The organism is Nitratireductor soli (assembly GCF_001050155.1).
GTDB classification, from domain to species: Bacteria; Pseudomonadota; Alphaproteobacteria; order Rhizobiales; family Rhizobiaceae; genus Nitratireductor; species Nitratireductor soli.
Genome location: NZ_LFVY01000007.1, coordinates 59,454 through 79,289 on the forward strand (window position 1 = coordinate 59,454; position 19,836 = coordinate 79,289).

23 protein-coding genes are annotated in these 19,836 nt (G+C 63.9%); 14 read left to right on the plus strand and 9 right to left on the minus strand.

What is annotated here, in order from left to right; all coding sequences use genetic code 11:
- Positions 1 to 22: 22 nt before the first annotated feature.
- The 4 genes from AB843_RS10155 (at position 23) to AB843_RS10170 (ending at position 3,784) form a co-directional block, all read left to right on the plus strand.
- A complete protein-coding gene (locus AB843_RS10155) occupies positions 23 to 826 on the plus strand; it encodes a maleate cis-trans isomerase family protein (protein ID WP_048646735.1) in 804 nt (267 codons plus the stop codon).
- Positions 823 to 1,332, plus strand: coding sequence for a TRAP transporter small permease (locus tag AB843_RS10160; RefSeq protein ID WP_082143757.1), 510 nt, complete (start codon positions 823 to 825; stop codon positions 1,330 to 1,332). The genes AB843_RS10155 and AB843_RS10160 overlap by 4 nt, the downstream gene beginning before the upstream one ends.
- A 4-nt stretch (positions 1,333 to 1,336) precedes the next feature.
- Positions 1,337 to 2,617 (plus strand): TRAP transporter large permease, encoded by a 1,281-nt coding sequence (locus tag AB843_RS10165; protein ID WP_048646737.1) that lies wholly within the window; start codon positions 1,337 to 1,339, stop codon positions 2,615 to 2,617.
- 180 nt (positions 2,618 to 2,797) lie between these two features.
- Positions 2,798 to 3,784: a 2-hydroxyacid dehydrogenase gene (locus AB843_RS10170; RefSeq protein WP_082143758.1), complete on the plus strand. Its 987-nt coding sequence runs from the start codon at positions 2,798 to 2,800 to the stop codon at positions 3,782 to 3,784.
- 10 nt (positions 3,785 to 3,794) lie between these two features.
- Here the strand turns inward: AB843_RS10170 and AB843_RS10175 are convergent, their stop codons facing one another.
- The 5 genes from AB843_RS10175 to AB843_RS10195 form a co-directional block, all read right to left on the minus strand.
- On the minus strand, positions 3,795 to 4,349 hold the full coding sequence (locus AB843_RS10175; protein WP_048646738.1) for an NADPH-dependent FMN reductase: 555 nt from the start codon (positions 4,347 to 4,349) through the stop codon (positions 3,795 to 3,797).
- A complete protein-coding gene (locus tag AB843_RS10180) occupies positions 4,346 to 5,113 on the minus strand; it encodes an ABC transporter permease (protein ID WP_048646739.1) in 768 nt (255 codons plus the stop codon). Before AB843_RS10180 ends, AB843_RS10175 begins: the two co-directional genes overlap by 4 nt.
- A complete protein-coding gene (locus tag AB843_RS10185; protein ID WP_048646740.1) occupies positions 5,110 to 5,913 on the minus strand; it encodes an ABC transporter ATP-binding protein in 804 nt (267 codons plus the stop codon). The genes AB843_RS10180 and AB843_RS10185 overlap by 4 nt, the downstream gene beginning before the upstream one ends.
- Positions 5,910 to 6,632, minus strand: coding sequence for an ABC transporter permease (locus AB843_RS10190; RefSeq protein ID WP_048646741.1), 723 nt, complete (start codon positions 6,630 to 6,632; stop codon positions 5,910 to 5,912). Before AB843_RS10190 ends, AB843_RS10185 begins: the two co-directional genes overlap by 4 nt.
- A gap of 92 nt (positions 6,633 to 6,724) precedes the next feature.
- Complete coding sequence (locus tag AB843_RS10195) at positions 6,725 to 7,687, minus strand: ABC transporter substrate-binding protein (protein WP_048646742.1); 963 nt, start codon at positions 7,685 to 7,687, stop codon at positions 6,725 to 6,727.
- Positions 7,688 to 7,900: 213 nt separating this feature from the next.
- Between AB843_RS10195 and AB843_RS10200 the strand changes: the two genes are divergently transcribed.
- The 4 genes from AB843_RS10200 to AB843_RS10215 all read left to right on the plus strand — a co-directional run bounded on the left by AB843_RS10200 (position 7,901) and on the right by AB843_RS10215 (position 10,233).
- Entirely contained in the window at positions 7,901 to 8,569 is a 669-nt protein-coding gene (locus tag AB843_RS10200) for a GntR family transcriptional regulator (RefSeq protein ID WP_048646743.1), read from the plus strand.
- A gap of 200 nt (positions 8,570 to 8,769) precedes the next feature.
- Positions 8,770 to 9,405: a TetR/AcrR family transcriptional regulator gene (locus tag AB843_RS10205; protein ID WP_048646744.1), complete on the plus strand. Its 636-nt coding sequence runs from the start codon at positions 8,770 to 8,772 to the stop codon at positions 9,403 to 9,405.
- Positions 9,402 to 9,938, plus strand: a complete 537-nt coding sequence (locus AB843_RS10210; protein ID WP_048646745.1) for a GFA family protein — start codon at positions 9,402 to 9,404, stop codon at positions 9,936 to 9,938. Before AB843_RS10205 ends, AB843_RS10210 begins: the two co-directional genes overlap by 4 nt.
- Positions 9,931 to 10,233 (plus strand): DUF6958 family protein, encoded by a 303-nt coding sequence (locus AB843_RS10215; protein WP_048646746.1) that lies wholly within the window; start codon positions 9,931 to 9,933, stop codon positions 10,231 to 10,233. Before AB843_RS10210 ends, AB843_RS10215 begins: the two co-directional genes overlap by 8 nt.
- A gap of 44 nt (positions 10,234 to 10,277) precedes the next feature.
- Here the strand turns inward: AB843_RS10215 and AB843_RS10220 are convergent, their stop codons facing one another.
- Genes AB843_RS10220 through AB843_RS10230 form a run of 3 tightly spaced genes read right to left on the minus strand, consistent with a single transcriptional unit; the run spans position 10,278 to position 12,897 of the window.
- Complete coding sequence (locus AB843_RS10220) at positions 10,278 to 11,045, minus strand: ABC transporter permease (RefSeq protein ID WP_048646747.1); 768 nt, start codon at positions 11,043 to 11,045, stop codon at positions 10,278 to 10,280.
- Positions 11,042 to 11,860: an ABC transporter ATP-binding protein gene (locus AB843_RS10225; protein ID WP_244467946.1), complete on the minus strand. Its 819-nt coding sequence runs from the start codon at positions 11,858 to 11,860 to the stop codon at positions 11,042 to 11,044. Before AB843_RS10225 ends, AB843_RS10220 begins: the two co-directional genes overlap by 4 nt.
- 11 nt (positions 11,861 to 11,871) lie before the next feature.
- Positions 11,872 to 12,897 carry an ABC transporter substrate-binding protein gene (locus AB843_RS10230; RefSeq protein WP_157384482.1) on the minus strand — a complete coding sequence of 342 codons (1,026 nt, stop codon included), beginning with the start codon at positions 12,895 to 12,897 and terminating at the stop codon, positions 11,872 to 11,874.
- Between the two features lie 175 nt (positions 12,898 to 13,072).
- Between AB843_RS10230 and AB843_RS10235 the strand changes: the two genes are divergently transcribed.
- The 6 genes from AB843_RS10235 (at position 13,073) to AB843_RS10260 (ending at position 18,885) form a co-directional block, all read left to right on the plus strand.
- Positions 13,073 to 14,134: an Ldh family oxidoreductase gene (locus AB843_RS10235; protein ID WP_048646750.1), complete on the plus strand. Its 1,062-nt coding sequence runs from the start codon at positions 13,073 to 13,075 to the stop codon at positions 14,132 to 14,134.
- 118 nt (positions 14,135 to 14,252) lie between these two features.
- Complete coding sequence (locus AB843_RS10240) at positions 14,253 to 14,654, plus strand: RidA family protein (protein WP_048646751.1); 402 nt, start codon at positions 14,253 to 14,255, stop codon at positions 14,652 to 14,654.
- Positions 14,655 to 14,659: 5 nt separating this feature from the next.
- Positions 14,660 to 15,550, plus strand: a complete 891-nt coding sequence (locus AB843_RS10245) for a fumarylacetoacetate hydrolase family protein (protein ID WP_048646752.1) — start codon at positions 14,660 to 14,662, stop codon at positions 15,548 to 15,550.
- A gap of 36 nt (positions 15,551 to 15,586) precedes the next feature.
- Positions 15,587 to 16,372 (plus strand): cupin domain-containing protein, encoded by a 786-nt coding sequence (locus AB843_RS25985; RefSeq protein WP_206412848.1) that lies wholly within the window; start codon positions 15,587 to 15,589, stop codon positions 16,370 to 16,372.
- Positions 16,369 to 17,346 carry an amidohydrolase family protein gene (locus AB843_RS10255; RefSeq protein WP_048646753.1) on the plus strand — a complete coding sequence of 326 codons (978 nt, stop codon included), beginning with the start codon at positions 16,369 to 16,371 and terminating at the stop codon, positions 17,344 to 17,346. Before AB843_RS25985 ends, AB843_RS10255 begins: the two co-directional genes overlap by 4 nt.
- A 213-nt stretch (positions 17,347 to 17,559) precedes the next feature.
- Positions 17,560 to 18,885 carry an O-antigen ligase family protein gene (locus AB843_RS10260; RefSeq protein WP_048646754.1) on the plus strand — a complete coding sequence of 442 codons (1,326 nt, stop codon included), beginning with the start codon at positions 17,560 to 17,562 and terminating at the stop codon, positions 18,883 to 18,885.
- A gap of 142 nt (positions 18,886 to 19,027) precedes the next feature.
- Here AB843_RS10260 and AB843_RS10265 read toward each other — a convergent pair whose 3' ends face one another.
- Positions 19,028 to 19,765 carry a class I SAM-dependent methyltransferase gene (locus AB843_RS10265; RefSeq protein WP_048646755.1) on the minus strand — a complete coding sequence of 246 codons (738 nt, stop codon included), beginning with the start codon at positions 19,763 to 19,765 and terminating at the stop codon, positions 19,028 to 19,030.
- Between the last annotated feature and the right edge of the window lie 71 nt (positions 19,766 to 19,836).

Here is a 19,836-nt window from a genome sequence, read left to right on the forward strand (position 1 = left end):
CCCATTCCTACCGGAGGATTTCATGGACGCTCCCGCCACGCAGAACCGGGTGCAACCCCGCATGCGCTACGACGGCAACGGTACCTCGGCTCGGATCGGGTTGATCTTCATGGCGTCGAGCATTGCCATGGAATCGGAAATGTGGGCGATGGCCGCGCCGGGCGTGGCCATCCACACCACGCGCATCAAGCTGCCCAAGGTGACGGTCGAGGGCATCGAGGAGATGATGAACGCTCCCGAACTCAGACAGGCGGCGGAGCTTCTCGGCTCCGCCCCCATCGATGTGCTGTGCTTCGGTGGCACCAGCGCCTCCTTCCTGCACGGAACCGCCTACGATCACGCCCTGATCGAAAAGCTCAAGCGCTGGGCGCCGGGACCGAAGGTCACAACTGCCTCGACGGCCTCGCTGGCCGCGTTGGCTGCGGTGGGCGCGGGGACCGTTGCGTTGGCGACCCCTTATGTGGACGCCGTCCAGGCCCGGGCGATCCGATTTCTGGAAGAGAACGGCCACAAGGTCGTCTCGCACCGCAATCTCGGCATCGACAAGGATCAGGCACTGGCCGAAGTTCCTATCGAGAAGGTCTATGAGCTGGCTCTGTCCGTCGATACGCCGGAGGCGAGCGCAATTTTCATCAGTTGCACGAACTTCTGGTCCGTGGGCGCGATCGAGGCGTTGGAGCAGGCGCTTGGCAAGCCCGTCATCTCAGCCATCCAGGCCTCGTTCTGGCATTGCCTGGAAATTTCCGGCGTGAACGGTGCCAAGCCCGGCTACGGCCGGCTTTTCCAGCACCGCCTTATGCGCGAAACCGGGGCGGCGGGATCATGAGCCCGTTGAGCGAAGTGCATATGCGGGATGTCGGCTGGACGCTTGGCGCGGGCAATTTGCTGAAAGGCATCAACTTCGTCCTCGAGGCGATGGCCGTGGTCCTGATCAGCCTGCTTGCCCTTCTGGTGTTCGCCAATGCGCTCGGCCGCTACCTCTTTGCGGCGCCGCTTCCATGGACCGAAGAGGTGGTGGTCAACATCCTCGTCTGGGTGGCCGCGACCGGCATCGTTCTGGCGGCGCTGCGGCAGAGCCTCATCTGCTGCAACATCCTGGCCGACCGGCTGCCGCGTCGTGGAACACGGTTTCTGGCGGTCGGTTGCGCGGTGCTGGGTGCTGCGGTCATGGCCTATTTTTCCTGGCTGACCTGGCAGTACCTGATGATCTTCGGCGGCGACAAGTCACCCATCCTCGGCCTGCCGAAATCCATAGCGATCACCGGGCTCTTCTTCGCCAGCGCCGGGCTTTCGGCAAGTCTGGCGATCTCGATCCTGAACCGGAAGGGGTAACGGCATGCTGCTGCTCGCGTTGGCGACCATTCTCACCCTGTGCGCTCTTGCCGTTGCGGGCGTGCCGATCATCATCGCGCTGGCCACCGCGGTCATCGTCTTCCTCGCATTCAGCGGCGGCTGGGATCTTGCCCTGCCTCAGCAGACACTCGGCGGCATAACCGACTACATCCTCGTCACGCTGCCGTTGTTCATTCTGGCGGGCGGCATCATGAACGCATCGGGCATCGCCGACCGGCTGTTTGCCTTTGCCAGCGCCATTTTCGGCTGGATGCGCGGCGGGCTCGCCCACGTCAATGTGGCCGTCAGCCTCATGTTCGGCGGCATGATCGGCACCTCGGTGGCCGATCTGGCCGGCAGCGGGTCGATCATCATCCCGAAGATGAAGCAGAATGGCTATCCGGGGCCATTCTCCGCCGCCCTGACGGCGACCGCCTCCGGGATTGGCGTCCTGGTGCCGCCAAGCTCGCCGATGATCCTCTATTCGGCGGTGACGGGCACCTCGCTGGGGGCGCTGTTTCTTGCCGGCGTTCTGCCCGGCATCCTGATGGCCGCCGTGCTGATGCTGGTGATCGCCGTTCTCGCCCGCCGCCACGGCTGGAAGCCGATGCAAAGCTTCGAGTGGGGCGAGGTGATGCGCACCGGGCGCGGCGCCCTGTTGCCGATGGGTCTCCCGACCCTGGTGCTGGGCGGTCTGGTCTTCGGCGTTTTCACCCCTTCGGAAGCGGGTGCGTTCGCCGTTGCCTATGCGCTGTTCCTGGCGATGGCGATCTATCGCAGCCTGACGTTCGGTGAATTGCGCAGGGTGATGGTCGAAGCCACCGTCCTGACGGGAGAGGTCCTCGTCGTCGTCGGCTTTTCGGTGGCGCTTGGATGGGCTTTGTCTCAGGCCCGGGTGCCGATCGCCCTGGCCGATGGCCTTGAATTTCTCTTCCCGTTCGATTCCAACATCGCGCAGATCTGCGTCCTGCTCCTCTTGGCGCTGATCGCCGGGATGATCCTGGACCCGCTGATCCCGATGATCATGCCTGTCCTGATGCCGTCATTGCTGACGCTGCATGTGGATTTCGTCCATTTCGGGGTTCTCATGGTGGTCACGGTGGTGATCGGCCAGGTGACGCCGCCGGTGGCGCTTGCCCTGCTCGTGGCGGCGCGGATCGGCAATGAGGAGGTTATGGCCGTCGTCAAGGCGAACACGCCGTTTCTGCTGGGGCTCATCGGCTTCCTGTTCCTGCTGATCGTTTTTCCCAGCCTGTCGACCTGGCTCCCGAGCCTGATGTACTAGAGCATTCTTCAGCTAAATGGTTCATCTGGCGTCGCATAAATGCGGCGAAAACAAACAGATAGGGTGTTTTGAGTGAACTTGTATTCACGAAAAATGCCCTAGCGGCTGCGAACAGAGGGTTTCCCAGCACTTTCGAGACGCCGCACCGGCGTTCCAATTCCCAATCGTGAGAGGTGAACTATGTCCAAGGGGTTGAATGCGGCGGCTGACGATACGCTGGTCCGATCGTCCGAAAAGCCCGGCGCCCTGGTTTTCTATTCCCAGTTCGATGAACCGGAACCATGGCGGGTGGCTCTGAAGGAGATGCTGCCGGAGCTGGACTTCCGCGTGCATCCGGACGTGGGTAACCCCGACGAGGTGCGGTTCGCGCTGGTCTGGCGTCCGGAACCCGGATTCTTCGCCGGGTTCAAAAATCTCCAACTGGTGGTGAACCTGGGGGCGGGGGTGGATTCGCTGACCAACCGCGATGACCTGCCCGACGTGCCGATCTCGCGCCTGTCCGACAAGGGCATGATCGCCCTGATGCGCAGCTACGTGCTGTTCGCCGTCATCCGCTATGCGCGCGACATGCCGAGCTTCGAGCAGGCCAAGCGGCGGCGGGAGTGGCATTACATCCATCCTCGACCCCTGCACCAGACGCGCGTCGGCGTTGTCGGGCTGGGCGTGCTTGGGGCGGCCGTGGCCACGGCGCTTGCCGAACTCGGCTTCGACGTGCGCGGCCTGGACAAGGAGGAGAAGCAGGTTCCCGGCGTCAAATGCATGCGGCACGCCGGCGGCTGGGACGATTTCCTCGGCGATCTCGATATTCTGGTGAACATGATGCCGCTGACCGGGCAGACGAGAAAGCTGATCGGCGCGGACGTGTTCGACGGCCTGCCGAAGGGCGCGAAATTCATCAACGCGTCGCGGGGCCAGGTGGTCGATGAAGACGCGCTCATCGCGGCGCTCCGGGATGGCCACCTGGGCGGGGCGACGCTCGATGTCTTCGAAAACGAGCCGCTGTCGCCGGACCATCCCTTCTGGGACATGGAGAACGTGTACATCACGCCGCATCTGGCAAGCATCACCGTGCCGGAAATGGCGGCGCGCGACGTCGCGGAGAGCATTCGCCTGATCCTGTCGGGTCAGGATCCGCTGCATTGCATCGATCCGGGGAAGGGCTATTGAGAGTGCGCGATCAAGCGCGGCCGCTGCCGATCATCGCGGCAAACCGCTGCATGAAATCAACCAGCAGGCGCTCGAAATCGGGCGAGAGGACGTCTCCCGTCTCGCTCAAGAGCGCGTCGGTGACCTTCACGTAGAGTTCCGGCTGGGGAAGGGTGAGGATGTCGAGATGGGTCAGTATGGTGCGCAGATGGGTTTGGGCGACCGCCGTGCCGAGCGCGCCGGTGGACGCCCCGGCCACAGCCGCGACCTTGCCGCGCCATGCGCTCGCACCGTAAGGGCGGGATCCCCAATCCAGCGCATTCTTCAGAACGGACGGGACCGACCTGTTGTATTCCGGCGTGACCAACAGCAGGCCATCGGCCGCTTCCACCTGCTTCTTCAGCCGCTTCACCGCCGGAGGCAGATCTCCGTCGAGGTCACGGTTGTAAAGGGGCAGGTAGGAGATATCGACCGGCGCGAAGCAAAGGAATTCGCTCCCCGCCGCCTGCAAGGCCAGGCTCAGGCGCTGGTTGATCGACCGCGCGCTGAGGCTGCCGACGAGCACCGCCACGTTGGGTCGCGTCATTTCTTGTACTCCGTCAGGAACAGGCGGCCAAGCAGCGTGACGCCGCCAACGGCCAGCGCGGCGTAGAGGACGATCAGCAGGATCACGGCATAGAGCTGGTCCATGGAGAACACGGTGCCGTATTTCTTGACCAGGCCGCCCATGCCCATGATGGCGATCAGCACCTCGCCGTTGATCAGCCCCTTGATGCCGCGCGCCACGCCGAGGCGCAGTCCGGCGAGGAAATAGGGCGCGCCCGCCGGCAGGCGGATTTCGCCCAGAATGCGCCAGCGGCCGGCGCCGAACGAGCGCGCCATTTCCAGAAGGGCCGGGTCGGTCGAGCGAACGGCGGTTGCCGCGTTCGTCGCGACGACGAACACGGAGAAGGCGATGACGGTGGCGATCCTGGTCTGCGAGCCGATGCCGAAGATCATCATGAACACCGGCACGAAAGCGATCATCGGCGCGGAAAGCCCGGCCTTGACGAAAGGTCCCACCGCCACGTCGACCACGCGCGAAAGGCCCATGCCGATGCCGATGACGCTGCCGGCAGCGAGCGAGATCGCCAGGCCGGTCAGAAGGGCAAGGGTGCTGTCGAGCAGCGGAGCGGTCAGCGCGCCGCTTGTCCACAGGCGCGCGAAGGCGGCAAGCACGGCGCTGAGCGGCGGCAGCGTCAGGATGTCGGCGCTGCGCCCGGCAATTTCCCAGACGCCGGCCAGGACGGCCAGTGAAAGGAGGAACGGCGGATTGAACCATCGGCCCGTGCGAAGGAGCACGCGGTTCATGATGGCGTGCCCGCCCGCTCATCGGCCATCATGCCGCGCAGGCGGTCCCAGACGCGCGCCGTCAATTCGACGAAACGTGGATCGCGGCGGGTTTCCTCGGTGCGCGGGCGCGGCAGGTCCACGTCGATCACGTCGGTGACATGGCCCGGCCGCGCGCCCATGATGATGACACGGTCGGACAGGAACACCGCCTCGTCCATCGCATGGGTGATGAAGAGGACGGACAAGTCGGTCTGCGACCAGACGTCGAGCAATTCTGTCTGCAGGATCAGCCGCGTCTGTGCGTCGATGGCCGAGAAAGGCTCATCCATCAGGAGAACGTTGGGCGAGACGGCGAGGGCCCTCGCCAGGCCGACCCGCTGCTGCATGCCGCCGGAGAGCTCGGTCGGATAGGCGTTGGCGAAGTCGCCGAGCCCGACGGTTTCGAGGAGGGTGCGTGCCTTGGCATGACGGGTCGCCTTGTCCTCGCCGCGCATTTTCAGGCCGAAGGCGGCATTGTCGAGCACGGTCAGCCACGGCAGCAGGGCAAAGGACTGGAAAACCGTCGCCCGCTCGGGTCCGGGACCCGAAACCGGCGCTCCCATGACGCTGATTTGCCCCTCGTCCCAGCCGAGAATGCCGGCGACCATCTTCAGCATCGTCGTCTTGCCGCAGCCGCTCGGGCCGATGATGGAGACGAACTCGCCGCGCCCGACGGACAGGTTCACCTTGTCCAGGGCGCGGGTTTTGCGTCCGTCGGCGGAGACGAAGAATTTGGAAACGTCATGCACCTCGATGGCGGGTGTGGCAGGACCATTCATTTGACAAGGCTCCAACGATTGAAACGCCGCTCGAGCATTTCCACGAGGCTGAGCAGGCACAGGCCGATCAGGACGATGGTCATGGCGACGGCAAGCACGGCGGCCACCTTGAAGCGCCCCTGCAGCTCGGCGATGAGGCTGCCGACGCCGGCGCCGACGATGGTCAGTTCGGCCACCACCATGCCGATCAGCGCCTGGCCGAGCGCCAGTCGGGCGCCGGTCATGATGCCGGGCACGGCGGCCGGCAGCACCACCTGGCTCAGAATGGTGAAGCGGCGGGCGCCGAAGCTGGCGGCCATCTCGATCAGGTCCGGTTTGATGCGGCGCACGGCGATGGCGCTGTTGATGACGACGTAGGAGATGCCGAACAGGACGATGACGGTGACGCGGGCGGCAAAGGTCAGGCCGAGCAGAGCCTGGACCACCGGGACAATGGCGATGATCGGCACGGCGACGAGGAAGGTGAAGTAAGGCGATATGGCGCGGTCGGCCAGGGGAAAGCGGGCGATGAGAACGCCGAGCGGCACGCCCAGGCCGATGATGATGGCGTAACCCGTGACAAGCGCCTGTCCGGTGATCAGCAGGCCGAGCGGCAGGCGCCCGTCGGCCATCAGTTCGATGAATGCCTGAAAGGTGCGCGTGGCCGTGGGGAAGAGCAGGGCGATGCTGTCATCGCCCGCCAGTTGCCAGGCGGCAAGGAAGACCGCCAGGGCGGTCATTCGCAGAGCCAGCCGTCCCCAGAACGTCTCGGTAAGAGAAGCGGCAAGCCGGTGGCCCCAAGCACCGGCTTGCCGCGAAGGCGCGTTGCTCGTCATCTGTCGGCAAGCGCCTTGTCCAGGATGGTTCTGTCCACGACATCGGCGGCGGTGATTTTCTGGAAGGGTTCGCCGTCATTGTTGAAGAAGTCGATCGTCTCCTGAACGGAGGATTCCGACAGGCCGCCATCGGCCGGCCAGATCTTCGCTTCGACGAAAGCAGCGACCAGCTTCGGGAGCACTTCGGGGTCGATTTCCCCGAGCAGTTCCAGGCCCTTGTCGGTGAGCAATTGCGGGTTCTCGTAGATCTCCCGGTAGACGTCCAGATGGACCTTGACCCAATCCATCACCAGGTTCTGGTGCGTGGCGATGAAGTCCGGCCTGGCGGCGAAGGCGGCGCGCATGATCGGCATGGTGCTGGTGAAATCGCTGGTGATCTCGAACTTGCCGGGCATCTTGGCGTTGAGGAGCGTCCAGTCCTGCAGATCGATGACGCTGGAATCCAACTGCCCGGCGATCAGGGCGGCGAGGCGGTTTTCCGATCCCTCGATGACCGTGACGTTGGCTTTCGTGTCGGGGCAGTTCGCCGCCAGATACTGGAGCGCGAGCTGACCGACGAAGGAACCGACCGAATGAATGCCGAGCGATTTCCCGTCCAGGGATGCGCAGGTGTTCAGGCCGGTCTTCGAGACGAGCAGGAATTCATTGGAATTGCCGGCGAGAAAGAACTTGCTGTCCAGTCCCTGGTCCATGGCGTCGAGTATCTGGGCGATGGCCGAGATGTCGATCGCTCCGGTGGCGGCGGCCTGCAACTGATTGCTGTTGCCGCCCAGCTCGACAGCCTTGATGTCGTAGCCCATGTCCGCCAGGCGATCGAGGGCGATCGCCGTGGGCAGGTAGCCGACCGACCAGCCCGAGAATCCGAACACGGCTTCCGTTTCATTGGCGTGCGCCGCGCCGGCCGTGCCTGCCGCGAGGATCGCTGCCGCACAAAGCCGGCGAAGATAGGCAATCTTCATGGACTTCCCCTCCATTTTTATGTGTTTTGCAGATGCAGTTTTCGTGTATTTTGTCGACATGTCAATAGATTTTCGAATATTTTGAATCATGCCGATTATGTGGAATATTGCCGCCGGCTATGGCATATCGGAAAGAATCTATAGAAAAGGAGGGGCTGGCCGCGTGCTGTGCGGTTGCGCCGAGCAAGCCCCCGCTTTGTGAGAGAAACGGCCATGAACTTGCAGATCACGAGAAACGGAACGGTGTTCATGCAGTTGCGTGAAGACATCGTCATGGGGCGCCTGCGACCGGGAGAGCGGCTGCGCACCGAGACGCTGCGTCAGCGTTATGCGGTTGGCGGAAGCCCCGTGCGGGAGGCGCTGATGCGCCTGGAATCCGAAGGTCTCGTAGAGCTCGAAGAAAACAAGGGTTTCCGGGTGGCCGCAGTTTCCCAGGAACAGCTCGACGATCTCAGCGCGACGCGCACGGAGATCGAGGGCATCGCCCTGCGCAAATCGATCGCGCTGGGCGGCGTCGAATGGGAAGCAAACCTGGTCAGCGCCATGCACTTCCTGGCCAGCGCCTCCAGGGAGTCTGACCACGCGCCCTACGACCGCAATGCCGATTGGCTGGCTTATCATCGGGAGTTCCATCGGGCGCTCGTCGCCGGATGCAACTCGCCCATTCTCCTCGATATCAGGGAGCGGCTGTTCGATCTCGGCGAGCGCTATGTCGCGCTGTCGATCTCGACGAAAGGCGAGGCGCGGGACCATGTGGCCGAGCACCGGGCGATCATGGCGGCGGCGCTCGAACGCGATGCTGATACGGCGGTAAGGCTCAACCGCGAACACATCGAGCGAACCACCGAGAAGCTGAAACTGCTCGGCGATTTCGCGCATTGAAGCATTGCGCTTCGGTTCCATCGGATAAAACCTCCGGCAACGGTTGAAGTTTCAGGGCGTCTAACCCTCGAGATCGACGATGCCGCTTCCTCCTCAGGGCACTCTCCCGGATCCAGACCGTACATGCAGTGTGCTGCGCCGGAGGCAGCAGCGTTTCAGTCGGCCGTTGACAAATACCGACCGTATGGTATGTATCTGGTATGTCGAGACCCACCAAGCAATCACCCGAACGCGGCGGCGCACGCATCCGGCTCCTCGAGGCGGCGCGGGACATCGTCCGCACCAAAGGCTTCGCGGCAACCGCGGTCGACGAGTTGTGCAGGGCGGCCGATGTCACCAAGGGAGCGTTCTTCCACCAGTTCGGCAGCAAGGAGGCCCTGGGGGTCGCCGCGGCCGAGTTCTGGACCGAGACGACGTCCGACTTCTTCGCCGCCGCGCCCTATCATGCTCCGGCTGATCCCCTGGAGCGGGTTCTTGCCTATGTGGCGTTCCGCAAGGCGATCATTGTCGGCGATCTGGCCGAATTCACCTGCCTGGTCGGCACGATGGCACAGGAGATATACGCGACGTCCGCCGAGATTCGCGATGCCTGCGGCCGGAGCATTCTTGGCCATGCGGCAACGCTCGAGGCCGATATCGAGGCGGCCCGGCGCGATCGCGGCATCACCGGCGACTGGACGGCGGAGAGCCTCGCGCGGCATACGCAAACCGTCCTGCAGGGCGGCTTCGTCCTGGCCAAGGCGGGGAACGATCCCGCGCTTGCGCGGGAAAGTCTTGATCACCTGGATCGATACATAAGGCATCTGTTTCACGTTACGGAGGAGAACGAGGCATGAGCGAAACCAGAAAGATCGGTTGCGCCTGCGGGCAGACGCGCTTGGAGCTGAAGGGAGCTCCGATCGTCGTGACGGAGTGCCTGTGCAACAGTTGCCGGGCGGCGGCGGCTCGGTTGGCGAAGCTTCCCGGTGCGAAGAACCTTCTTACATCCTACGAGGCGACGCTGACGGCGGATTATCGCAAGGATCGTGTCCGCATTCTGTCGGGAGCGGAGCATTTGAAGGAGTTCCGGCTGACCGCAGACGCGGGGTCGCGCCGCGTCGTCGCCACCTGCTGCAACACGCCGGTCTTCCTGGAATTGAAGGGTGCGCACTGGCTGAGCATCTATCTGCATCTGTGGCCGGACGACACGCGGCCAAAAGCCGAGTTGCGTACCATGGTCGCAGACCTGTCCGATGCCTCGAAGCTGCCGGACGACATTCCCAATCTGAAGAGCCACACGGTTTCGTTCTATGCCAAGCTCCTGGGAGCTTGGATCGGAATGGGGTTCAAGAATCCGAAGATTGCAGTGGCGGGGACGATCGATGCCTGACGACAAAATTGAAATCGAGAACATCAACAAGCCTGGAAAGACCGAGCGGGTCAGTCGGGCGAAGTACATGGCGATGCGCGAAGCGCTGCTTGCCGTTCTGCCGGCCGAAGCGCCCGGACTGACGGTGGCCGACGCGAAGGAGGCGCTTCTGCCGCACCTTTCGGAGGCGGTTTTCCCCGAGGGCAAGACGGCTGGATGGTGGCTGAAAGCCGTCCAGCTCGATCTTGAGGCAAAGGGCGTCATCAAGCGCGCGCCGCGGCCGCCGGTTCGCCTCTACAGGCTCGAACCGGCCTGACCCTCCGAGGGTGGCGAAGGGGCAAGGCCGGCCGGCTTTCGGTTTCAGTGGCCGCTCCCATCCTTCGCCCAGGGCATGAAGAACCGTTCGGCGAGCGCCACCGCGCCGAAAAGCGCCATTCCCAGTGCGCTGAGCCAGATCAGGGCGGCCCAGGCCAGCGGCCCGTTGAGCTGCGAGTTGGCCGTCAGGAGGAGGTTTCCCAGTCCTTCGCTCGAGCCGACGAATTCGCCGATGACCGCGCCGATGACGGTCAGGGTGACGGCCACCTTGGCGCCGGCGAAGACGAAGGGTAGGGCGGAGGGCAATTGCACCTTGTAGAAGATCTGCCAGCGCGTCGCGCGCAGCGATTTGGCAAGTTCCAGCAAGCCTTTCGGCGTGGCGTTGAGCCCCGTTGCCGTGTCGACGACGATGGGGAAGAAGGCCACCAGGAAGGCGATCGCCAGCTTCGATTCGATGCCCAGCCCGAACCAAACCAGAATGATCGGCGCCACGGCGACCTTCGGCACCGACTGCATGGCGATCAGGATCGGGTAGAGGGTGAGGTTGAGCAGGGTGGAGCTGCTCAGCGCAACGGCGATGGGGATACCGATGCCGACCGCCAGGGCGAAGCCGAGCACGCATTCGACCAGGGTCGGCCATGTGTGCCGCAACAAGGTGGTGAAGTTCTCGCAGGTGGCGAAGAAGATGTCGGTCGGGCTGGGCAAGACGACGCTGCTGACATTGAACAGCGTGGTGTAGGCCTGCCAGGCGACGACGATGACGCAGAGGCCGACCAAGGGAAAGACCGAGCGGTAATAGACGTTGTCTGTCATCTCACAATTCCCAATAGCCTGCTCGCCTCGTGCTCGTAGCGGGTGAAATCCGCTCCATAGCGCATCTCGCCTTGCCTCGGATAAGGCAGGGATATCTCGATCCGGTCGCGAATGGTTGCCGGGCGCCGCGAGAAGACGGCGACCATGTCGGACAGGTAGATCGCTTCCGAGATGGAATGGGTGACGAACAGGACGCTGACATTGGTGCGGGCGCGGATCGACAGAAGCAGGTCGTGCATCTCCATGCGCTTCAATTCGTCGAGCGCGCCGAAGGGCTCGTCCATCAGCAGCAGCTTGGCGTCGTGCACCAGGGCTCGGCACAGGGCAACGCGCTGCTGCATGCCGCCTGAAAGCTCCGAGGGGTAGCGATCTTCAAAGCCGGCAAGGCCGACCAGCTCGACGAGCTCCCGGGCGCGGTCGACACCTTTTGGGGTCTTCTCCCGGCGGATTTCGAGCGGGAAGAGGATGTTCTCCAGAACCGTCCGCCAGGGCATCAGATTGGGTTGCTGAAACACGAAGGCGAAATCGGGATGCGGGCCGGATATGCTTTTGCCCTCGATCCGCACCTCGCCCATGCTCGCCTGCTCGAGGCCGGCAACGATGCGCAGGAAGGTGGTCTTGCCGCAGCCGCTCGGCCCGAGCAGGCTGATCAGCTGGCCTTTCTCCAGGGTGAGCGACAGTTTCTCGATGGCCGTCAGATAGGATCCGTCGCCAAGCGCGAAGCGCTTTTCGATGTCCGTGAACACGCCGAACGGTTCGGAGGAGGGAGCAAGCCCGTCAGGGGCTTGCTCCCTGGTGCCAGTGATTGCAGTCACGTTCTCACCGCTCAAGGCTTGATTGCCGGGTCGGGCAGGAAGCCTTCCAGGTAGATGGAGCCGGCTTCGGGCGCGGTGCCCTGGACGCCGACATTGTCGACGACGAACGAGACGCCGGCCTGCATCTTCTCCGGGCTGAACCAGCCAAGGCCATGCTCCTCCACATCGTCGGTGACCGCCAGCCCGCGAACCACTTCGATCTCGGCCAGGATCACGTCACGCTTCAGCCCGTCGATGTTCTTCATGATGGCTTCGGCGGCCTTCTCCGGATTGGCAAGGGCAAACTGCCAGCCGCGCAGGGCAGCCTTGACGAATGCCCTGGCGATATCCGGATTGTCCTCCAGATAGGCTGCCGACGCGCCGATGCCGTTCGAGTAGAGTTCTAGGCCGTTGTCGGCGAGCAGGAATGTGCGCAGCTCGGTGCCCGCCTCCTTGGCGGCCGCCTCCAGGCCGGGCTTGGCCATGGCGAAGAATTCGATCGCCGGCACCTGTCCGCTCAGGAGGGCGCTGGCGCGCGCCGGCGGCGCGACGTTGACGATCTCCAGGGATTTGGCCGACAGACCCTTCTGGCTCATGAAGCCGCCGATCACCATCGGCGTGATGCTGCCGGCGCCGCTGCCCAGCGAAAGCCCTTCCAGTTGGGACGCTTCCTGGACATTGCCGCCATTGGCGAGCGAGAAGATCGCATAGGGCGATTTCTGGTAGTTCACCGCAATCATCTTGATGTCGGTGCCGCCGGCTTGGGCCAGCACGACGCCGGGCAGATCGACAAAGCCGAACTGGGCGATGCCCGTCGCCACCGCCTGCATCACCTGCGCGGTTCCCTGGGACGGGATGATCGAGACATCCAGGCCCTCTTCCTTGAAAAATCCTTCCTCCACGGCGGCATACCAGGCGGCGTGACGACCGAGCGGTATGAAGTCCAGCGAAAACACCACCGGCGTGAGTTCCTCCGCGGCCTGCACAGGCGTCGGCGCCGTCGCGATCAAGCTAAGCCCGAGGGCGAGCCCCAGGCCGGTTCCCTTCAGTCTTGTCATTTTTTTCTCCATCAGTTTCCAGGACCATGCCCGGATACCCGCTCTCCATTGTCCGAGGGCTCATGCAGAAAATCGAATAATAATCGATCAGTCAAATGATTTTCGACAATCTTGTTGATTATCGGCATAAACTTCGCTACCCCTCGTCCCAATGAGATTGCGTGGAGTGGACTGAATGGCCTTGTTGTTGGATGCCGGCGGCGTGACAGCCGATGTCGCGAGAATCTTTGTCGGCGCCGGGCTCGACCCGGAGGCGTCACGCACGGTGGCCGAAAGTCTTGTCGAGGCGGATCGGCTCGGGCTGGCCTCGCATGGCGTGATGCTCGCCGACATGTATGTGAAGCGGCTCAAGGCGGGTTCCGTGTCGGTGCAATCGGAACCGGAAACGGTGTCGGATCGCGGCACCAGCGTGGTGCTCGACGGGCGTCATGCCTTCGGCGTTCTGACCGGCGATTTCGCCATGCAAAAAGCCGTCGAGAAGGCACGCGTGCATGGCGCCGGTGTCGTGGCGGTGCGGCACGCTTTTCATTTCGGCGCGGCGCGGCGCTTTGCGCTGGCCGCGGCCGAACAAGGCTGCGTCGGCATCGCCATGTGCAACACCCGGCCGCTGATGCCGGCGCCGGGCGGGGCCGAACGCGTGGTCGGCAACAACCCGCTTGCCATCGCCATGCCTTGCGAGGACGCAACGCCGTTCGTCCTCGACATGGCGACCAGCGAAGCGGCCATGGGCAAGATTCGCATGGCGGCCAAAAGCGGTGCGGCGATCCCCGACAACTGGGCGGTCAAGGCGGACGGCTCGCCCACCACCGACCCCGTCGAGGCGATCGAGGGCATGCTCCTGCCGACGGCCGGGCCGAAGGGGTTCGGTCTGGCCATGATGATCGATCTTCTGTGCGGCGCTCTTTCGGGCGGCGCTTCCGGCGGGGCGGTCAAGCCGCTGTATGGCGACCCGGCGCTGCCTTACGATTGCTCGCATCTCTTCATGGCGCTCGATATGGGCCATTTCGTCGACCCGGCGGAGGCGAAGGCGCGCGTCGACGCTGCCGCACAACGCATCCGCTCGGGCGCGCGCGCGCCCGGTGTCGCCCGGCTGTACACGCCTGGCGAACCCGAATGGCGGCGGCGCGAGGCGCTTGGCGAGCAAGTGGCGGTCGATCCGAGCGTGCTGGCCGCCCTGACGGAGTTGGCCAGAGAATTGAATGTGGACCTCACCACGATCAGCAAACAGATTGCTTAGACGGGTTCATCGTTTCATGGAAACGCTGCACCACTCTATCTCTTTGTTTTTCCGCATTTATGCGGACGCCAGATGAGCCCACCTGACTGCAAAATGCTAAAGCAAGAAGGAAACACCGATGCCCAAACAAGAAATCACCACGTCGAATTTGCGCCAGCCCAACGGTCATTTTTCGCAGGCGACGACAATCGAGGCCAAGGGAAAGCTGGTCTTCGTGTCGGGCATGACGGCCCGCCGTCCAGACGGCACGATTGCCGGCATCGGCGATGTCAGCGAGCAGACGCGGCAGGTCTGCGAGAACGTCAAGGCGGCGGTGGAACAGGCCGGCGGCACGCTGGACGATGTCTGCCGGGTCGACGTCTTCGTCCGCAACATCGAGGATTTTGCCAAGATTCATGCGGTGCGGCGCGAGTATTTCAAGTCTCCGCTCCCCGCCTCGACCATGGTCGAGGTGAGCAAGATGGTGTTCCCGGAATACCTGATCGAGATCAACGCAATCGCCGTCATTCCCGAGGCTTGAGCGCGATGCTGAAACTGGCTGCGATCACATTTGGCGCCGAACGGCGTCTCGCCTTTGTCGAGGGCGAAAGCCTTCGTCTTCTGCCGAGAGACATCGCCTGCGTTCAGGAGGCGATCGCCCAAGGGGGCGATGCATTGGAGCGGATTGCCCGGCAAACCGGCCTTGAGACCATCGGCTATGACGAAAGCCTGCTTTGCGCGCCGCGCACGCAAACGCAGCGCGACATCCTCTGCGCCGGATGGAACTACTGGGACCATTTCGAGGAGGGGAAGGGGCGCCGGGATGGCCAGGAGGTCGACCGGCCGGAACACCCCACCTTCTTCACCAAGGGACCGGACACGATGATCGGCCCCTTCGATCCCATCGCCTTCGACGAGGCGATTTCGCAGAAGTGGGACTATGAGGTTGAGGTGGCGATCATCATCGGCAAGGATGGCCGCAGCATTCCCGAGGAACGGGCGCTCGATCACGTGTTCGGCTATTGCCTGGCCAATGATGTCTCGCAGCGCGACCTGCAGCGCGCCCATGGCGGCCAGTGGCTGAAGGGCAAGAGCATCGACAAGACCATGCCGTTCGGACCCTATGTCACCCTGGCCAAGGGGGTCGATCCGGCGGATATCGAAATCGAATGCGTGCTGAACGGCGTCAGCGTGCAAAGCGCCTCGACCAAGCTGATGGCCTTCCCGGTCACCCAACTGATCGCCGAGCTTTCATTCGGCATGACGCTTCGCGCCGGCGACGTGTTGCTGACGGGGACGCCCGCCGGTGTCGGCAATGCGCGCACGCCGCAGCTCTTTCTGAAGGACGGCGACGAACTGGTCTGCCGCAGCCCCTTGCTTGGAGCGTTGCGCAACCGGGTCACCGCAACGAATCTGCACACGCCGACAGCGGCGTGAGGACGCATCCAGGCCCCAGACAAGGTGGAGTTTGAAATGAAGCAGGATTACGGATTCGCACTCGCCCGGGAACGCAGCATCGTCCTCGGGCCGATCGGCCATCGGATCGTCGAGGAAAACGATCTGACGCGTGTCTGGGAGGTCAAGCTGGAGCCCGGCGAGGAGCTTGGCTTCCACATCCACCACCACCCCTATTACGTGGTCTCGCTTGGCGGTGGGGACAATCGGATCGAGACGATCTTCGGCAAGACGATCGCCACCCACGAGCCGCTCGGCCACACGGTCTACATCGACGAGAAACGGGCAATCCACAAGCTGACGAACACGTCCGACCAGACCTATCTCTCCCGCCTGATCGAGTTCAAGGCGGTGCGGTGGACCTATGACGACGATCCGAGCCGGGCCGAACCCGAGGCCGGCGATCAGGCGCCGGAAGGTTTCGAGGCGGCGTTCAAGGAAATCCTGACGCAGACGGCGGACGTGCCCTGGGAGCCGAAATCGCTGGAAGGCCTCTACCAGAAGATGCTGTGGCGCAACGAGGAGACGGGGGCGTCCATCGCCCTGATCAAGTTCGACAAGGGCGTCGGCATTCCCAACGCGCATGCGCATGCTTCGAACCAGTTCATGTACTGCCTGTCGGGACAGTACCGCTACATTCCGACCGGCACGACGCTGGTCGCCGGGTCCTTCTACTGCAACCCGGTCGGCAGCGTTCACGGGCCGACGATCGCCGACGAGACGACGATCTTCCTCGAAATGTATGACGGCCCGCACTATCCGGTGCAGCCGCCCTGGTATTCCGATCCAAAGGACGCGACATGATCCGGGCTGGCGGCTGGGACATCCACACGCATCTCCTGCCATATGGCCTGGCCGACATGGCCCGTGACGGGCTCTATGGCATGTCGCTCGGCGATGGCCATGTCGCGGTGCATGGTTTCAAGCTGTCGCTGGCCAGCATGGGGCGCCCGGAGGCGCTTCTGGAGCGCATCGACGGCGACGGGCTGGACGGCGCGGTGGCCGCCATACCGCCGCCGCTCTTCCGGGCGGACCTGTCCGCGGGGGAACGGCCGGCCTATGTGCAACGGATGAATGACGGCCTCCTTGAAGCCGTTTCTGCGCATGCGCGCCTGAGGGCCATGGCCTACCTGCCGACCGACATGCCGGGGCTGGCCCTCAAGGTGGCGGAGACGCTGGACGAGCGTTGGGCGGGCGTCATCGTCGGCACCGATATCGGGACCCACAGCTATGCGGACCCGGACTATCATCGGCTCTGGAAAACGCTGTCCGAGCGGGGATTGCCGGTTCTGGTGCATCCGTCGGAATCGAAGGACCCGCGCCTGTCCGCTTTCTATCTCTCCAATCTTCTGGGCAATCCGATGGAGACGGCGCTGGCGGCGGCGCAGATGATCTTTGGCGATCTGCCGTCGCGCTTTCCGCGCCTGCGCGTCATCCTTTCCCATGGCGGTGGCGCGACGGCCAGCCTGCTCGGCCGCTGGCAGCGTGGCCTGGAAACCCAGCGCCCCGGCATCAAGCCGCTGGGCATCCCGCCGAAGGATGCCGGAAGCTGGTTCTACGTCGATACCATCGTCCATAGCCCAGCCATGCTGAACCTTCTCGCCGAAACCATGGGGTCCGATCACCTGCTGCTCGGCAGCGACTGGCCCTTCCCGATGGGCGCGCCGGATGCGGGCCATGACATCCGGCACCTGGCGGCGGAGCTTCAGAAGCAGATTCGCGGCCCGAATGCGCTTTCGGTCTTCGGAGCCGGACGCTTGCCACCGGGAGCGGCGTAGGTTCGCAAAGGAGCGCCACCTCGCAAGGGAAACGTGATTAACGCGACCTTAAGCGACAGCGTCCCTTATACAGGCAACGCAACTTTGCCGTGGCGACGCCTTGACCGAGAGCTGCACAGACGAGCCGGCTTCGATGACCGCGCATGCATCGTTCCCGCACGGAGCGGCCGTGCGGGGCGGTACGGCGCTTGTCCGTGGGGGCGCGCCGGGCCCATGAGCAGCGCGGGAACCACCGAACGAGCAGACCTGCCATTCATCAAACGGCTGGTGACCGCGGAGCAGCTCCCGACGGTCATCGCCACGGTGATCCTCAGCACGCTGATCATCTCCTTCCGGCCGTTCCAGCCGGCCGGCGCGGACCTGACCGGCGATGGCGGCGACATCGTCAACCAGATCGGTTTCGGCGGGCTGGGCGCGCTGTCGCTGGCCTCGCTGCTGACATTCGTCGACCGGCGTGTGCTTTCGGCGCTGCTCAGCCCCTGGTGGCTCCTGCTTCTGGGTTTTCTCTTCCTGTCGATCCTCAACACGCCGGCGCCGGCCGCGACGATGCGCAGCGCCGCCTTCAGCCTCATCGGCATCCTGTCGATGGCGGCGGTGCTGACCTTGCCGCGCACGGCCGACGCCTTCTGCCGCGTGCTCGTCGTTGCCGGCTTCACCATTGTCGCCCTGTCCTATCTGGGGCTGATCATCGTGCCTGGTGCTGCAATCCACCAGGCAGGCGAGGTGGAATCGCAGCATGCGGGGCTGTGGCGCGGCGTGTTCACGCACAAGAACATCGCCGGCCCGGTGATGGCCAGCCTGTCGTTCGCCGGGATCTATCTGTGGCGGCGCGGCTGGCGGCGCGCCGGCGGGCTGCTGTTCGTCGCAGCGATGTTCTTCGTGCTCCACACCGGCTCCAAGACCACGGCGGGAACCGTTCCTCTTGCCGGCCTGCTGATCGCCCTGCCGGGGCTTTTCGGCCTGCGCTTGCTCGTGCCGATCCTGGTGGTCACGACCGTTTGCGGCATGGCGGTCGCCACGCTCGGCATCGTCTTCATCGAGCCGGTCCGGCAATTGGCGTCCGTGCTGGCGCCGGACCTGACCTATACGGGACGCACCTCGCTATGGGCGTTCGCCGGCGAGATGCTCGCCAAGCGACCCTGGACCGGCTACGGCTTCGAGAATTTCTGGCTGACGCAGACGGTGTTCACCGCCGACCATCCCTTCGACCGGGCCTGGGACGTTCGTGGCGCGGTGCATGGTCACAACAGCTATATGGACGTTGCCATTGCCATGGGCCTGCCGGCGCTGGGCGTCGCCATCATCGCCTTCATCGCGGCGCCCTTGCGCGACTACATGCGCGTGCCCCCCTACCGCGAGAACGTGTTTCTGGCGGACTTCTTCATGATGATCGTCGTGTTCGCCCTGCTCAACGGGTTCCTGGAGAGCTTCTTCTTCCGCAGGGCCGATCCCGTGTGGATGTTCTTCGTCATGGCCGCGCTCGGGCTGAGGCTGGTGGCGCGGTTCGCCGTACCGGGGCACGCGCGCCGCCAGATGTGAGCTTCCGCTGCGCGCGTCCGGCGAAGCGGTCTATCTCATTGATTTTCCGCATTTATGCGGACGTCAGGTGATTCCACCTGACTGCAAAATGCTATAATGGCCTGACCGAAACAGATGGGGACCATCTGTTGGGATCGCACCACTATGGCCGCTTTTGCGAGAACACCATCAGATTGGTGCGCAGGGCGGGCGGCATCAGCCATTGCAGGAACGAGACGAGGGCAAAGCCGAGCGTCGTGCCGCCATGGTATTTCGGCGTGCCGTTGGAGATGTAGCCATGGTGCGACCAGCGCTCCTCGCCGAAGGCGCGCCGGATGCTGCCTGTCGTGTTCATGCGATAGAATGTCGGAAAGGCGTCTTCCGTCGGCCGGTCGGGCCAGACCATGCGCATCAGGCCGTCCTTCACCGCGTCCGGCACCATGTTGTTGCCGATCCCGACATAGCCGTAAGTGTTCGGCGTGAGCGCGCAGAACCAGCCGCCCGGCTTTAGAACGCGTTCGATCTCCCTGGCGAATTCCTTCGGGTGCTCGACGTGCTCGATCACCCACTCGCAAATGATGACGTCCACGCTGGCGTCGCCGAGCGGCAGCGGGCCGCCGGGCACGATGACATGCGCCTCGTCCAGATGCGGATGCTGCATCACGACCGGATCGACGTCGAGCCCGATAACCCGCTTCACCCGGCCATGGAAATTGCAGAACCATTTGCGGAAGGGGGCGCTGCCTTCGTCGAAGCGCGAGCCGCGCCCGGCGCCCAGGTCGACCACCACCATGTCGGGGCTCACCAGAGCGTTGACGCGCGTGTAGAACTCTATCGCCTCGTCGTCGCGCGTGTATCCACCTGCGCTTGTTTCCGGTCGCCACCGGTCGACTACCGTCATTGCACCTACCCACCTTGGGATCGAGCCTGCTCGATCACTGTTGCCCCAGTAAAACGTACAAAACAGAAAGA

Excerpts from the sequence above, each read along its gene's own strand:
- AB843_RS10155 (WP_048646735.1), top strand. The coding sequence starts at position 23 with ATGGACGCTCCCGCCACGCAGAACCGGGTGCAACCCCGCATGCGCTAC.
- AB843_RS10160 (WP_082143757.1), top strand. The coding sequence starts at position 823 with ATGAGCCCGTTGAGCGAAGTGCATATGCGGGATGTCGGCTGGACGCTT.
- AB843_RS10165 (WP_048646737.1), top strand. The coding sequence starts at position 1,337 with ATGCTGCTGCTCGCGTTGGCGACCATTCTCACCCTGTGCGCTCTTGCC.
- AB843_RS10170 (WP_082143758.1), top strand. The coding sequence starts at position 2,798 with ATGTCCAAGGGGTTGAATGCGGCGGCTGACGATACGCTGGTCCGATCG.
- AB843_RS10175 (WP_048646738.1), bottom strand. The coding sequence starts at position 4,349 with ATGACGCGACCCAACGTGGCGGTGCTCGTCGGCAGCCTCAGCGCGCGG.
- AB843_RS10180 (WP_048646739.1), bottom strand. The coding sequence starts at position 5,113 with ATGAACCGCGTGCTCCTTCGCACGGGCCGATGGTTCAATCCGCCGTTC.
- AB843_RS10185 (WP_048646740.1), bottom strand. The coding sequence starts at position 5,913 with ATGAATGGTCCTGCCACACCCGCCATCGAGGTGCATGACGTTTCCAAA.
- AB843_RS10190 (WP_048646741.1), bottom strand. The coding sequence starts at position 6,632 with ATGACCGCCCTGGCGGTCTTCCTTGCCGCCTGGCAACTGGCGGGCGAT.
- AB843_RS10195 (WP_048646742.1), bottom strand. The coding sequence starts at position 7,687 with ATGAAGATTGCCTATCTTCGCCGGCTTTGTGCGGCAGCGATCCTCGCG.
- AB843_RS10200 (WP_048646743.1), top strand. The coding sequence starts at position 7,901 with ATGAACTTGCAGATCACGAGAAACGGAACGGTGTTCATGCAGTTGCGT.
- AB843_RS10205 (WP_048646744.1), top strand. The coding sequence starts at position 8,770 with ATGTCGAGACCCACCAAGCAATCACCCGAACGCGGCGGCGCACGCATC.
- AB843_RS10210 (WP_048646745.1), top strand. The coding sequence starts at position 9,402 with ATGAGCGAAACCAGAAAGATCGGTTGCGCCTGCGGGCAGACGCGCTTG.
- AB843_RS10215 (WP_048646746.1), top strand. The coding sequence starts at position 9,931 with ATGCCTGACGACAAAATTGAAATCGAGAACATCAACAAGCCTGGAAAG.
- AB843_RS10220 (WP_048646747.1), bottom strand. The coding sequence starts at position 11,045 with ATGACAGACAACGTCTATTACCGCTCGGTCTTTCCCTTGGTCGGCCTC.
- AB843_RS10230 (WP_157384482.1), bottom strand. The coding sequence starts at position 12,897 with ATGACAAGACTGAAGGGAACCGGCCTGGGGCTCGCCCTCGGGCTTAGC.
- AB843_RS10235 (WP_048646750.1), top strand. The coding sequence starts at position 13,073 with ATGGCCTTGTTGTTGGATGCCGGCGGCGTGACAGCCGATGTCGCGAGA.
- AB843_RS10240 (WP_048646751.1), top strand. The coding sequence starts at position 14,253 with ATGCCCAAACAAGAAATCACCACGTCGAATTTGCGCCAGCCCAACGGT.
- AB843_RS10245 (WP_048646752.1), top strand. The coding sequence starts at position 14,660 with ATGCTGAAACTGGCTGCGATCACATTTGGCGCCGAACGGCGTCTCGCC.
- AB843_RS25985 (WP_206412848.1), top strand. The coding sequence starts at position 15,587 with ATGAAGCAGGATTACGGATTCGCACTCGCCCGGGAACGCAGCATCGTC.
- AB843_RS10255 (WP_048646753.1), top strand. The coding sequence starts at position 16,369 with ATGATCCGGGCTGGCGGCTGGGACATCCACACGCATCTCCTGCCATAT.
- AB843_RS10260 (WP_048646754.1), top strand. The coding sequence starts at position 17,560 with ATGAGCAGCGCGGGAACCACCGAACGAGCAGACCTGCCATTCATCAAA.
- AB843_RS10265 (WP_048646755.1), bottom strand. The coding sequence starts at position 19,765 with ATGACGGTAGTCGACCGGTGGCGACCGGAAACAAGCGCAGGTGGATAC.